Annotated in this window: 13 protein-coding genes, 1 tRNA gene and 1 pseudogene; 3 read left to right on the plus strand and 12 right to left on the minus strand. The window is 39.5% G+C overall.

Translation table 11 applies throughout. The features are described from left to right. Positions 1-3 precede the first annotated feature (3 nt). The 3 genes from EQG49_RS06820 to yycF form a co-directional block, all read right to left on the minus strand. A complete protein-coding gene (locus EQG49_RS06820; RefSeq protein ID WP_165964815.1) occupies positions 4-1,338 on the minus strand; it encodes a YycH family regulatory protein in 1,335 nt (444 codons plus the stop codon). Then, positions 1,328-3,181, minus strand: coding sequence for a cell wall metabolism sensor histidine kinase WalK (gene walK, locus EQG49_RS06825; protein ID WP_133363271.1), 1,854 nt, complete (start codon positions 3,179-3,181; stop codon positions 1,328-1,330). The genes EQG49_RS06820 and walK overlap by 11 nt, the downstream gene beginning before the upstream one ends. Positions 3,182-3,350: 169 nt before the next feature. Further along, positions 3,351-4,064, minus strand: a complete 714-nt coding sequence (gene yycF, locus EQG49_RS06830; protein ID WP_133363272.1) for a response regulator YycF — start codon at positions 4,062-4,064, stop codon at positions 3,351-3,353. Positions 4,065-4,561: 497 nt separating this feature from the next. Between yycF and EQG49_RS06835 the strand changes: the two genes are divergently transcribed. Continuing rightward, positions 4,562-4,634 (plus strand) — tRNA-Lys (locus tag EQG49_RS06835). Positions 4,635-5,085: 451 nt separating this feature from the next. Here EQG49_RS06835 and EQG49_RS13700 read toward each other — a convergent pair. After that, positions 5,086-5,253 (minus strand): hypothetical protein, encoded by a 168-nt coding sequence (locus EQG49_RS13700; protein WP_165964816.1) that lies wholly within the window; start codon positions 5,251-5,253, stop codon positions 5,086-5,088. 358 nt (positions 5,254-5,611) lie between these two features. Further along, positions 5,612-6,205 carry a TetR/AcrR family transcriptional regulator gene (locus EQG49_RS06840; RefSeq protein ID WP_133363273.1) on the minus strand — a complete coding sequence of 198 codons (594 nt, stop codon included), beginning with the start codon at positions 6,203-6,205 and terminating at the stop codon, positions 5,612-5,614. 204 nt (positions 6,206-6,409) lie between these two features. Between EQG49_RS06840 and EQG49_RS06845 the strand changes: the two genes are divergently transcribed. Then, positions 6,410-7,543 carry a YhgE/Pip domain-containing protein gene (locus EQG49_RS06845; RefSeq protein WP_133363274.1) on the plus strand — a complete coding sequence of 378 codons (1,134 nt, stop codon included), beginning with the start codon at positions 6,410-6,412 and terminating at the stop codon, positions 7,541-7,543. Positions 7,544-7,604: 61 nt separating this feature from the next. Here EQG49_RS06845 and EQG49_RS06850 read toward each other — a convergent pair whose 3' ends face one another. The 3 genes from EQG49_RS06850 to EQG49_RS06860 all read right to left on the minus strand — a co-directional run bounded on the left by EQG49_RS06850 (position 7,605) and on the right by EQG49_RS06860 (position 10,428). After that, on the minus strand, positions 7,605-8,519 hold the full coding sequence (locus EQG49_RS06850; RefSeq protein WP_133363275.1) for a hypothetical protein: 915 nt from the start codon (positions 8,517-8,519) through the stop codon (positions 7,605-7,607). Positions 8,520-8,663: 144 nt separating this feature from the next. After that, positions 8,664-9,443 carry an ABC transporter permease gene (locus tag EQG49_RS06855; RefSeq protein WP_133363276.1) on the minus strand — a complete coding sequence of 260 codons (780 nt, stop codon included), beginning with the start codon at positions 9,441-9,443 and terminating at the stop codon, positions 8,664-8,666. 43 nt (positions 9,444-9,486) lie between these two features. Beyond that, a complete protein-coding gene (locus EQG49_RS06860) occupies positions 9,487-10,428 on the minus strand; it encodes an ATP-binding cassette domain-containing protein (protein ID WP_133364551.1) in 942 nt (313 codons plus the stop codon). Between the two features lie 161 nt (positions 10,429-10,589). Between EQG49_RS06860 and EQG49_RS06865 the strand changes: the two genes are divergently transcribed. Further along, a complete protein-coding gene (locus EQG49_RS06865) occupies positions 10,590-11,108 on the plus strand; it encodes a MarR family winged helix-turn-helix transcriptional regulator (protein WP_133363277.1) in 519 nt (172 codons plus the stop codon). 227 nt (positions 11,109-11,335) lie between these two features. Here EQG49_RS06865 and EQG49_RS06870 read toward each other — a convergent pair whose 3' ends face one another. The 4 genes and pseudogenes from EQG49_RS06870 to EQG49_RS06885 all read right to left on the minus strand — a co-directional run bounded on the left by EQG49_RS06870 (position 11,336) and on the right by EQG49_RS06885 (position 13,195). Then, positions 11,336-12,127, minus strand: coding sequence for a hypothetical protein (locus tag EQG49_RS06870; protein WP_133363278.1), 792 nt, complete (start codon positions 12,125-12,127; stop codon positions 11,336-11,338). A 163-nt stretch (positions 12,128-12,290) separates the two neighbouring features. Continuing rightward, positions 12,291-12,440: a transposase gene (locus EQG49_RS14180; RefSeq protein ID WP_423245979.1), complete on the minus strand. Its 150-nt coding sequence runs from the start codon at positions 12,438-12,440 to the stop codon at positions 12,291-12,293. Further along, positions 12,377-12,835: pseudogene (locus tag EQG49_RS06880) on the minus strand (transposase); the annotation flags it as partial. The gene EQG49_RS14180 and the pseudogene EQG49_RS06880, both read right to left, overlap by 64 nt. A 45-nt stretch (positions 12,836-12,880) precedes the next feature. Next, complete coding sequence (locus EQG49_RS06885; protein WP_165964817.1) at positions 12,881-13,195, minus strand: hypothetical protein; 315 nt, start codon at positions 13,193-13,195, stop codon at positions 12,881-12,883. Positions 13,196-13,355 lie beyond the last annotated feature (160 nt).

Raw genomic sequence — 13,355 nt, forward strand, 5'->3', positions numbered from 1 at the left:
TTTCTAATTATTTTTGGCTATTTCACTTAGTAATTTCCATTTACCATTCATTTCAACATACCAAACCGGCTTCAAATCAATCACCATATCCGAATTTGGATTAGCAACCCATTCGTAACCAACTTGCATATCTTCAATATCCGATGGCTTAATTCCCGTACTTTTCAGTTGTTGGAAAACTTCATCTGACGATATTAGGCGAATTGGTTTTTTGTTATTTGGTAGCGGCACTTGTAATGAATACAATGAGAACGCGGTTTGCTCGTTGCCTTGAATATCACGATCCAATTGGACGGTGCCGTAACGAGTTTGGTTGAAAATTGGGAAACCTTCAACATACGTCCGATAAGTCAAATTAACCCCATCTTCATTAGATTCAAAGTAGCGAATATTATCAAGTGGCACGCCAATCGTGACCAAATCATCAAACCCTTGGCGTAACCGCTTATCAAATGAATGTGTTTCGCGGCGGCCAACAAAATTCTGATACAATACCGCACCATTTTTGTTGTCGACGGTCATACGCCGGAAATTACCATCTTCGTACACCGTTTGCTTTTCCGTCCGTTTAGTTTTAACCGACGATACCCCACCATTATTCAATAATGAAGTCACGAAGAAACTTTGATCTTGTTTATTTAACAAGTATGAATACTGATCTAATGTAACACCTTCTGGATACGTTAGCAGGGTTCGGTCTTTGTATAGGCGCTCAGCAACCGGAATTCGCACTGCCGCAGTGTTAACGGTTTTCATTACATTTTTAATATTGGCATCAACGACGCTCGTTTTAAAAATCGAAAAATCGTTATCATTCATCAAGTACATTTGCTTCGGATTTTTCAATGGAATCAAAACGCGATTAAATTCAACGTCCTGCTTCATTTTCAAATTTTGATAAAAAGTTTCATTGAAAACCTGACCCGATACTGAATCCGGGAAATTCAAGATAATCGCATTTTTTTGTCCCAATAGCTTAGCATAGCTTTTAGCAGTAACACCCGCCAATGGCTTTAAGTCCACTAACCGCCATTGTCGGACTGTTTTTTCAAGCTCATTGACCATATTAACTTTAGGATCGTAGAGCAATTCTTGATTTTGCATATCATCTGAATAAATTACCTGGGTTGGTGCATAAATATCCGTTAACGAACGCGCCGTCATTTCGGTATTTGGCGCACTACTCGTCGTATTTTTCCGATTGAAGTGCGCCGGGTTGGTCCAAATTAACCACGTAAAAATTAAACTGACAATAATTACCACCGTGGTCGCAATTGGTAATAAGTAACGTTGCAGCACACCAAAGTTTGCTGAGAGTGATTGTCGTTTATTCCGCATCCCAATCATCTCCTTCTTCATAATTTTCAAATGGCAATGAAATGTAGAAGGTGGAACCCTTACCTTCGACACTATCGACCCAAATCCGACCACCGAGCATCGTGACAACTTCTTTTGAAATTGCCAAACCAAGCCCAGTACCACCTTGTGCCCGTGAACGAGCTTTATCAACCCGGTAGAAACGGTCAAAGATGCGCGCAATATCCTTACGCGGAATCCCCAAACCTTGGTCGGTAATACTCAAGATGGCATAATTATTCGTTTCTAACAACCGAACCGTAATTTCACTACCATCTGGTGAATACTTAATCGCATTATTCACCAAATTATCAATCACTTGAGTAAAGCGGTCTGTATCAAGTTCAACCCAGACGTCATTTTCGGTAAATTCACGTTTGATTGTGTAGTATTTGTCAGGTTTGTCATCTTTTTCGATAATCATGTCGAAACGATTCAAAATATAGTTAACTAATTCATTCAAGTTAACATATTCTAAATCTAACTTTGTCGTTCCTGAATCCATCCGTGACAATGCTAGCAAGTCGTTAATCATCCGAATCATCCGGCCCGTTTCTTCTTGCGTGACCTTTAAGAAGTTGGGTGCAACTTCGGGATCTTGCCATGCGCCATCAATCAACGCATCAATGTATGAGCGAACTGAAGTTAATGGTGTCCGTAATTCATGCGAAACGTTTGAAACAAAGGCTTTCCGGTCACGATCAATCTTTTCTTGTTCCGTAACATCGTGCAAGACAATTACTAAACCAGAAATAAAACCAGAAGCCCGTTGAATTAAACTAAAGTACGCATGCAAAATCAATTCATGATCAGATTCAGTGAAGTCCAACACCAATTCTTCTTGGCTTTCAAGCAATTGACGTAACGTATAACGATCCCGAATGTCTAATACGTCCAAAATTGACTTACCAACGGCGCCCTCAGTATCTTCAATACTCAATAAGCTTAACGCACCGTCATTAATAATCGTGATATTCCCACGACGATCGGTCGCAATAACCCCATCACTCATATGTGCGAGCACAGAATCTAGCCGGCGGCGTTCGGATTCAGACGCTGCGGTGGATTCTTCCACCCGATCTGATAGCACATTAACGGCTTGTGCCAATTGTCCTAATTCATCGTTTCCGTAGATTTGAACTTGGCCACTATAATCACCATCGGCAATCAACTTAGTTTGTTGATTAATTTCTTCAATAGGACGCGTAATCGCCCGGGAAATCACAATCGCCATCGCAATCCCTAAGACAATCGCGACAATTGAGGCATACAGATAAATTCCGGTAATTTGATTAATACTGTTATAAACCGATTCCATATTCGCCCGTACGACAATCACCCCAACCACGGAACTCCGATTGCCTTGGTTACTGACAATTGGGGTCGTTGCGATTTCGTAACGCTGCCCATTTTCGGCCTCAATGGCATCCTTATCATATTGATGATTTGAAAGGACATTTTTAACGTTGTTATCCGTCGTCTTTTGACCGATAATTTGTTGATTGTTCACATCACTCGTACCACGAATCGTGCCTTTGGTATCGATTACTTGAATTTCCGTGATGCTTGGATTATTGACATCCGTTAAAATGGTGTGAATTTTTCCATTAGCAGTCACTTGATTGTTGATAACTAATTGTTGCCCTAACGATTGATTGACATATGATGGCAATTCAATTTGCGCGCTAAATGCTTTGCGATTTTGTTGTTCCAATTGGTGCACGAAAAAAGCGCCCACGAGTTCAAGCGTTACAAGTAACATCAAAGCGAACACGAGCGCGATTTTAAAGTGTATAGATTGGAAAAATTTTACAATTCGTTGCACGAATTCCCCTCCACTCTATGTTGAGATATGACAGTATCTCATCACTCCATTCTATCGGAGTACTAATTATTATTACGGGCGATACATAAATCGGCATACCAAAATCTAGACAACTTTACTACTGTTGTCAGCATGCAAATTCCGGAGCTAGGACGCGTCCAAGCTCTGGTTAATCTTCCTTTTCAGCGTTACGTAAGAAGTAACCAACCCCACGACGGGTAACTAACCACACTGGGTGGCTTGGGTTATCTTCAATCTTTTCACGTAAACGACGAACTGTTACATCGACAGTCCGTACATCACCGAAGTAGTCATAACCCCATACCGTTTGTAATAAGTGTTCTCGCGTCATCACTTGACCAATGTGTTGGGCCAAATAATGTAACAATTCAAATTCACGGTGTGTCAATTCGATATCGTCACCGCGCTTTGAAACCATGTATGCTTCTGGGTGAATAATCAAATCACCAATGGCAATATCGGTATTGGTTTCATCACCGTCAGTATTAGCAGCTGGCGTATTCGCTTGGCGACGCAAGTTAGCCTTTACCCGCGCAACTAATTCACTATTAGAAAATGGCTTCGTAACGTAATCATCGGCACCCATTTCAAGGCCAACAACCTTGTCGATTTCAGAGTCCTTGGCTGACACCATTATAACTGGCACCGTAGACTTGGCCCGGATTTGTCGTAAGACTTCCTTACCTTCGATTTCGGGGAGCATTTGATCTAATAGTACTAAGTCGGGCTTTTCTTCTTCAAAGACTTCCAATGCTTCGGCACCATCATAGGCGGTCACAACATCGAAATTTTCCTTGGTTAATGTGAATTTGATAATATCTGAAATTGGTCGTTCATCGTCGACCACCAAAATTTTACTCATTGTACAGTAGTCCTTCCACAAGCGGTATTTGCTTGTTCCTGAATTTTTTCGTTAATTTATGCTAAATTGGCGTGTGCTTAATTTAATCCCGCCGTGTTGCTTGTATCCATTTAGGTATACATTGCCTAAATTATACCATATTTCGCGTTTTCTCGTGTGATGGATAATTTTATGGGCTTAGCCGAAAAAACGCTATTCCCAATTGGAAACGGCGTCAGTACTAAGCTAAATTATTGCAAAAATTTGAAGGTGAAAAATTTAAAGGCACCATAAACCATGAATGTACCATCACCGCTACAACGAAAAAGCTCAACAGTGGCGCGATTGTATCGCTCAACCTCCTCATTTGTATACTTTCAAGCTTCCGAATTAATATCACGAATTGGTCTTGTTACTTCGTGCCAGAAAATTTATTTCGGCAAAAATAACTAAAATGCTTGCATCCCCTTTGTGGACATGGTAAGATATTTGTTGTCGTTAAGACAGCAACAATATATGGACAGCTAGCTCAGCTGGCAGAGCAACGGACTCTTAATCCGTGGGTCCAGGGTTCGATCCCCTGGCTGTCCATCAGAGAAACTTTAGTTTCAAAAAGTGGTACAAGGTTGATACATCAATCTTGTACCACTTTTTTTGCATTTAATCGCATAGAATTGGATAAAATACCACAAACTGTCATCTAAAAGTCGTGCTACCAATTGCGTACATATTTTCCAGATAGTCGGGAATGCCCTCTAAACATAATAAAAGAAGGTGCCAACAATACACTTGCTAGCACCTTCTTACGAATCACCAAAACTTTTCACGACTGAATCCACTTTTAGCATTTGCTACCTCCTAGCTCTGTTACTAGTTTTCGAATTTTTTCGTGTAACTATTTGTAAAGGTCAAATGTTTGATTTTCGTCTATTTACGTTACTGATTAAAAACGTGTGTCTTTGAAAAATGCTCGAAGATGATTACACCCGCATCTAGCATTTCTAGTGCTTCATAGAACGCTTTAGCTATAAATCCAATTTCCTTATTTTTTACGTTTTACGCAAAAAATAGTGATAGCCGCAATTACTGTCACGACGGGATAAGCAAACAATACAGGGCTGTAATAGTTTGAATCCCATGATGCAGTAATAAAGAAAACTTGAGCGATGATAAAAATTATAAATAGTGTTTCTTCAATGTAGTTTTTCACGATTCCCTCCAAAAACATACCAATCAGCACCCAATCGGAAATGCCAATGTATAAATGAATGCTGTTTTGCTAGCTAGTAACAAAGTCAACTGAAGTCTCGTTATTGCTTTAATTCCTTTCACTCATAGCGCCACTTTTGTTTCACATTCGCAAAACTATAAAACAATGTCATTTATTTTTGTTCGTGAATCATCGAACTTATTCTTAAGAAACAAAGTAACCGTTCAAGAAATCTATCACGCCCTTTCAATTAATTGCAAAAAAAATAAGCAATCCGCAGATTACTTACACGTTTTCCCATCAAACTAATCGCATAATTCAAATCCTCAAAACTTTGTTTCACGCGAAACGTTCCTACTTACCCCAAATTAGCCCACACCCCACTGCGATTAATTTGGATAATTTCATTAGCAATCTGTTCTGGCGTTGAGGTAGCTTGTTCATCAATAAACCAGTAGCGGATGACCCCCAGCATTGCGGCGACTTGATAGTGCAAAACAATCTTCATGTGCTTAGTATCAACATCGTTACCGCCAGCTTTTAAGCTTGATTCAATCACCTGATAAAACCATTCTGCAAAATCATGTTCAAACGACAAGTCGCCATTCTGACTAAGCATCACGGCCATAAACCGGCGTTGTGAATACAAGTAGGTCAGAATCATAATTAAGTCTGTCGTTGGCAAATCAAATTTACCATTTTTCTCAGAAAAATAATATTTGTTCGCGAATCTACTTTGCAACTCTTCAAAATCAGCAAATATTTGTCGTTCTTTCTGTTCAATCAAATCCATTTTATCTTGGAAATGCCGATAAAACGTCCCGCGATTCACTTGTGCTTTTTCCGTAATATCCCGGATCGTAATTTTTTCAAAATCTTTTTCGGCTACTAAATCTAACAGTGTATTTAGTAGCAACTCCCGCGTTTGTTGGGTTTTATGTTCATATACCATTTATTTTCCTCATTTTTACATTTTTACATTTTTACATTTTTACATTTTTACATTTTTACATTTTTACATTTTTCAACAGTTCGGCCAATTGTGTTGAAAATGCAACACAACGTTCAATATTGATGATTGTGGCTTTGATCTTTTTACATTAATCTAAGTATATCAAAAACAGACACACTGTTGCATATTGAAAAGAGGTTAACTATGTTGAAGAATAAATTTTGGGGATTAGCAATTATTGCGGGCGTCATCGCTTCATTATTATTGGTTGTAGCCCAAATCCCGGCTACCCACACTACCGTCAAAAACTTACCATTAGCCGTTGTTAATGAAGATAACGGGCCTGTCAGTGCCACCATGGTTACCAAGCTCGAAAATTTCACAACAACCGGTGGTAAAAATGCCACTACCATTAAGTGGACAACTGTTAAATCTACTAAAGTGCTTAAAAAAGCAATGGATCACCAAAAATACTATGGTGCCTTAATCATTAAATCTGGATTTTCAGCTGATGTTGCCACTTTAGCGACTAAAAAGCCCACGCAACCAACAGTAAATATCGTGATTAATCAAGGTAAGAACGCCACGATTGCTACCGCCGTCACAACACTATTTAATAAACTGCTGACTAGCTTTAACACTGCCATCGCCACGCAAGTGCTGGCTAGCTTTACTGCTCAAAATCAAGCTGTCCCAGCTACCATCGCTACTAATTTGCTACAACCAATCAAAGCTACGACAATTGTTTCACATGAAACATCGGCTAAGCCAACAGCCGCCGCGAGTTTTTTCCAACCTCTTTGGATAGGAAGTTTACTCGCTGGTGTGATGCTCTTCTTGGCCGGTAGAGAATTTGGTTGGCACAATTCACGTAAGCGATTCTACGCTACTGGATTACAAGTTATTATCGCTGGCGTTACTGCACTTATCCTCGGTTTCTCAACTACGAGTTTCACCACTTGGATTATGGATTACCACTACGATAACTATCTAACATTAGCTTTGTATGCCTCATTAGCCGCATTTGCTTTCATCAACCTAGTTCTCGGGGTTCTCTCATGGACAGGTATGGCCGGTATTCCGCTGTTTGCCTTGATGATGCTCTTCGCCCTCCCCATCTTGCAACTGGCGCCTGAAATGTTGACATACTTCTATAAATCTTGGGTTTATCCTTGGTTGCCAATGCGTTTCTTATTAGATGGCACTCGTGGGATTATCTACTATCACGCTAGTTTCTGGACGCACACCACGGTTGGCTTGATTTGGGTGATGTTGTCCGGTCTACTCCTCCTCGTTTTGAAAAATTTGATGCCTAAATCTAAAAATAAACTCGCTTAAATAACAAATCCCCCGTTACCAATTAATTTTGGCAGCGGGGGATTTTTAACTATTTATCCTTCTAACTAATATTACCTGAACGTTGATAGAATACACGTTTGGAAAAGCCCATTCCATCCTTAATTTTTTTACCGTTAACGACAGTTTGATCCTTAGTGACTTTCACAATGTTGACCTTGCCGTCTTTTAAATACGACATTTGTTTCAGTTGGAACGTTTCAACCGCTTTACTATCTTTATCCTCGGCCGTAATTGTCGTTAATTTACCGCTCGTTTTAAACTTAGTAATTTTAAAACTATATTCGTCGAGTTTTGTTGAATTTTTAGTGGTGTAGTAGAAAGATAATTTTTTGAGTTTCTTATCGATTACAAAGAATTTACCACTTGCTGTACCTTTATTGAAGTAATCATCCCCATACGTTTTGCCAGCGAAATATTTCTTGTTAGCCTTCTTTTGATTTCCTATTGTAAAATTTACCGGCTCTTTTAATGTACTTGCAAGAGGATACCAGTCTTTACTAATATCATCAACTGATGACCAGCGGTCGATTTCGAGGCCGTACAACTTATCCCCAAGATGACTAATACTGATAGAATCCTCTCCATTAGCATATTTATTACCTTTTTTCAGCCAATCCTTGATTACTACCGTTTTTGTCTTCTTATTATAGCTAACTGCCACGCCAGTCTTGGTACTGATTTTGGAAATTATCCCCTTACCTTGAGGCGTGTTAACAATCACTTTGGCAGAGCGTTTGCCAATCACGACTTTGTTAACTGATTGCGTTGATTCGTTAAAATAGTACAACGTCTTACGGAATTGCTTAGGTACTTCCTGCTTATAAGACTTAATCGTTTTAGCCGAATATGTTTTGTACTTTGGCTTAAATTTTGGTATCGAACTAGCACTTACTGATCCGGCTGCGATACCTAATGTAACTAGTACACTCGCAATAATAATCCCTAATTTCTTCATTTCCATTCTCTCCCGCCGAATATAGTTAATGTTTTCACAATGTAACGTTGATTAGAATTTTATCATAATCTCTTCACTAATCCTAGCGCGTTTTTTATTCCGGCACAAAAAAACTCGGCCACTTCACGGTCGAGTTTTTCCTTATCAATTTTTCTTATTATAAGCGAGCAACGTCAATGGTGCCATCACTACTACAATCACGATACCAATTCCGAGTACTAACCAGTCTTCATGACCCCAAACGCCCTTATCAAGTAACGAACGTATGGCACTAATCATATGCGTTAGTGGGTTGATATTCGCAATCACTTGCAGCCAGTTTGGTAATGATTTAATTGGTACAAAGGCTGATGACAAGAACGTCATCCCCATCGTTACCAACATTGAGAAGCTTTGGAGTAATGCGGCACTCTTCAATACCAAACCTAATAATGCAAAAATCCAGCTGATTGCCCAACCAGAGAAAATTGCTAATCCGGCGGCTATGATGACATGACCAATACCACCATCTGGTCGCCAACCAAGTGCTAACCCAGTTAGGATTGAAGCGGTTACCGCAATAACTAGGCGTAAAATATCAGCAAATAATTGCCCAGCCAATGGTGCAATGTGTGCGATTGGTAACGATTTGAAACGGTCAAAGACCCCAGTGTCCAAGTCTTCCCGAATTTGTGAACCTGAACCAGAAGCAGCATTCAAGACAGCTTGCATGAGTACCCCAGGAACAATTACGGGCAAGTAAGCTGAAATATTTCCAGAAATCGCGCCACCAAAAATGTAGGTGAACATGACCATAAAGACAATTGGAATAATAATTACATCCGCCAAGCGTTCTGGGTTGTGCAGTGTTTTAAGTAAGTTACGGTATGCCAAAGTCCCGATGTTAGCAAATACATTAGGCTTACGCATTGTAGTTTCTTGCATGATTTTATCCTCTTTTATATGTTGGTAATTACCGATTTTTTAATTAGTTTTTTCCCACCGTCAATGCGAAGAATACGTCATCCATTGATGGTTTTTGCACAGAGATGTTTTCGATATCAATCTGTTTTGTCGTTAATTCGTTGAAAATTGGCGTCAACAACTTAGGATTTTCTAACTGCGCTGATAATTCGTTGTTCTTCGCCTTAATTTCAACGTCAGTGTGCAAAATATTTTCGATTATTTCTTTAGCAATTGTAATTTGCGTATCATTGGCTACTTGGACTTTCAATGAAGAACCCCCAACGGAATCTTTTAATTCATCAGGCGTCCCCAAGCTAACGAGCTTACCATGATCAATAACAGCAATTCGATCGGCTAATTCATCGGCTTCTTCCAAATATTGTGTCGTCAAAACGACCGTTGATCCCTTGGCAACTAAATCTCGAATGGTGTCCCACATTTGGGTACGTGTGCGTGGATCTAAGCCGGTGGTTGGTTCATCAAGAAACACTAATTGTGGCCGTGCTATCAAGCTAACTGCCAAATCCAAACGGCGCCGCATCCCACCAGAGAATGCTGAAATTGCCTTATCAGCCGAATCAATTAATGAAAATTCTGCCAATAAATCTTGCGTACGTTGCTTAGCTTCTTTACGTGACAACCCATTCAACCGTGAGAAAATCATTAAATTTTCCCGTGCCGAAATATCTTCATCAACTGAAGCATATTGGCCAGTCAAACCAAACATCGAACGAACTGTGGCACTTTCCTTGAACGCATCGTGGCCGAAGATTTTAACTTCACCACTCGTAGCGTTTAGCAACGTAGTAATCATCCGTAACGTGGTTGTCTTCCCAGCTCCATTAGGTCCGAGTAAGCCGAATACTTCGCCCTTCCTTACTTCAAATGAAACGTTATCAACTGCGACTTTATCATCAAATTTCTTCGTTAAATTTTTAATTTCAATTGCATTTTCTACTGTCATCATCGTGCCTCTTGTTTTTAAATTTCGATTAATCAGGTGTCCTGATGTTTTATATACTAAGGGTACCTGATTATAATGTCAACATTTTTATTCAGGTACCCTGTTGTTTAGTTTGAATAAATGGACAGGTTCCCTTATAATAATCCTTGGAGGGACTTGCTATGAGTACACTTTATGAGCGCCAACAATTAATTGATAAATTTTTTCAAGTAGGCATGTTAACCCACTTAACTACACCACATGGCCGGGGGCAAAATGCCCTGCGTGGCCAAGGTAAAATTTTGCTGGTCCTATCAGATCATAACAACATTTCACAAAAAGAATTATCTGAATACCTGGGCATGACGCCCCAATCGACTGCGGAATTTGTCACAAAATTAGTCAAAAAAGGCTTGGTTGCCAAAAACAAATCCCCTGAAGATGGGCGAATTTCCTTAATTACATTAACTGACGCTGGGCGCGCTAACATTACAGACCTAGAACAGGATATCCCAAGCGGTCTCCAATACCTCACCGATGAGGAAGAAGCTCAATTACTTACGCTCCTAACTAAACTGGTTGAGGGTATGCGCGCTGACTTTGATAACGCTGACCAATCTAATGGTGTCTTCGCCTCTGTCCAACGGAAGATGGCGGAACACATGATTAATGAGCATTTACCTAAAAATGACAAAGATTAACTAAAAATAGCGCAAAAAAAGGCTGGGACATAAATTGTCCAGCCCCGCAAAGTAAGCTGGCTTTCCCCTTATTGTAGTAAGGTGGAAATCCGGCTTATTAACGTGGGACAAAAGGCTGTAACCGTTGATATAACTCACTTAATTCATCATCACGCTCGCTATCGCTGACGAATTAAGTTTCATTAGATCAAGGTTGCAGATCGCCTTTTGTCCCACTTCTTTTTTATTTAAATTACCGCTTTTACTTGTTGTAATAAATCAGCAATAATCCAAGTGATACCAAATATCACAATCCATACTATGGCTTCACAAACGCCTGAAATGCTGTCCGAATTCACCACCTTGATCAAGATAATCATTGCCACCACGACAAGTTCTGTTTTTCCACTATAGTATTGGACTAACCGCATTTGCCGCGGATTATGCACACTTTGTTGGCGCATATAGAACACGTAACTCCCCCACATAACTAATTGCGCACCAACTAAAAAGCCAATGATGTTTGCCCTAAAATCAATAAAAATGAACAATCCTGCGATAATCATTAACGCAGCCATAATAATATTGATTCTTTGCAATTTTGTCATCACACGAAAAAAGCGCCCCGGCTCAGCAATGTAAACGCTACTGAAAAAATATGCTAATCCTGAAATAATTAAAAACATAAGCGGCAATGCAAAATTGCGCGGTATGAAATTAACCCTATAATTAAGCACGTACCCTATCACCATCACATATACCAACACACTCGGGACCAATAACCACCATTTTGCATGCTTATGCGCTTTTTGCCACGTAAAAAACCGCAAATCAATCCCTTTCATGCCAAACATTCTCTCAGAATCAACCTCGCTCGGATAATGTTCGCCCACGATAACTTGTAAAACTAACATATCAACCGCGCTCAACACAAAAATTATTTCAGTTAATTTGAAAAACGCCAAGCCAATTGTAATTATGAATAGTAATAACCAGCCACAAAGATACACTTTTCTATCACTAAAATTAAATTTCCCCATCCTCTATATCCCCCTTAATGCCTATAATTCGGCTCTGTGTCAAATTCTGTTGGTAGGACTATTTTGGAACTAGAATCTTAATGGATTCTGGTTCCTTTTTTGTTTATTTTGCGAGGATGGAACGGAGTGACATATGAGCCAAATAAATGGAGATTGGGACATCTTAAAAAATCTGACGGATTCGCCAGAGTAAGTGAGCCATATTTTTGTAACCACACGAGTTACGTTTAAGCTGTTTGATTTTGTGGTTCATACCTTCAACGCGTCCATTTGAATAGTTCGAGGTGATGCTGTTTTGAATTCCCTTATTAATTTCTTGGCGAAAGTCGAAATTGCGCTGTCCATATCGTTTCCCATAATCGTGTAATGAGTGATGATGTCTTCGAAACCTGATAAATCTTTGTTATGCATTGCTTTCATAATTTCCTGATATGCAGTCCAAACCTGACCAAATTCAGGATATTCGTCGAAGACGATGCCAATCGCTTGTTCTTGTGTTAGATATTCATTAATTCCACGCATGTAATAAGGTTTCGTTTTTTCGAGATCCTCATACATCATGTGGAAGATTTTCCATTGACTCTTCATGATTTTATAGGCTCGATTATTTTGTTTATCATCAATGCGTTTTTGAATGTTCTTACGAACACTATCCAAGGCGTTACCGATACGCTGAGCGATATTGGAGCCGTCGATAATGATTTCTGCGTTCGGAAATAAGAAAACTTAATGAAACTGGCGGTTATTGAGCGTTCATATCCATGACAAACGTGCTTTAAACACGCTCCGATTAGCTAGTGAAAATCCAAGAAAATATTGTTTGATTGTTTTGGTTAGTCGATTGGGCAGTACTTCAAATTGCTTGATTGAAGTGGCATCACACCAAATAAAGCTAAACTGATCATTGGCTGAGCGGAACTCATCCATGGAAATAGCTTCGGGTAATTGTTGTTTAAAATTGTATTGATACTTGTATTGTCCGCCTTCGTATATTGCGTCATATTCGATTCGTTGTACAGAATTAGGTGAGATATGAAGGTGCTTAGCTACAGTTTTTTCTGTCATCATATCTTCGTTTAGATTCTGTTTTACGATTACTTTCGTGTTTCGTGAAATTTGGCAGTTCTTTTTCGAAGTCGGATGAACGGCTGCTGTAAATGTATTTACCACAAATTCTTACAGTGAAAAACGTTGTTTTACGGCAGCGCTAAGCGCAACATCCACAAAG

Source organism: Periweissella cryptocerci (assembly GCF_004358325.1).
GTDB classification, from domain to species: Bacteria; Bacillota; Bacilli; order Lactobacillales; family Lactobacillaceae; genus Periweissella; species Periweissella cryptocerci.

Coding starts and splice junctions, on each gene's coding strand:
- EQG49_RS06820 (WP_165964815.1), bottom strand. CDS start 1,338: ATGCGGAATAAACGACAATCACTCTCAGCAAACTTTGGTGTGCTGCAA.
- yycF (WP_133363272.1), bottom strand. CDS start 4,064: ATGAGTAAAATTTTGGTGGTCGACGATGAACGACCAATTTCAGATATT.
- EQG49_RS06840 (WP_133363273.1), bottom strand. CDS start 6,205: ATGGTATATGAACATAAAACCCAACAAACGCGGGAGTTGCTACTAAAT.
- EQG49_RS06845 (WP_133363274.1), top strand. CDS start 6,410: ATGTTGAAGAATAAATTTTGGGGATTAGCAATTATTGCGGGCGTCATC.
- EQG49_RS06850 (WP_133363275.1), bottom strand. CDS start 8,519: ATGAAGAAATTAGGGATTATTATTGCGAGTGTACTAGTTACATTAGGT.
- EQG49_RS06855 (WP_133363276.1), bottom strand. CDS start 9,443: ATGCAAGAAACTACAATGCGTAAGCCTAATGTATTTGCTAACATCGGG.
- EQG49_RS06860 (WP_133364551.1), bottom strand. CDS start 10,428: ATGACAGTAGAAAATGCAATTGAAATTAAAAATTTAACGAAGAAATTT.
- EQG49_RS06865 (WP_133363277.1), top strand. CDS start 10,590: ATGAGTACACTTTATGAGCGCCAACAATTAATTGATAAATTTTTTCAA.
- EQG49_RS06870 (WP_133363278.1), bottom strand. CDS start 12,127: ATGGGGAAATTTAATTTTAGTGATAGAAAAGTGTATCTTTGTGGCTGG.
- EQG49_RS06885 (WP_165964817.1), bottom strand. CDS start 13,195: ATGATGACAGAAAAAACTGTAGCTAAGCACCTTCATATCTCACCTAAT.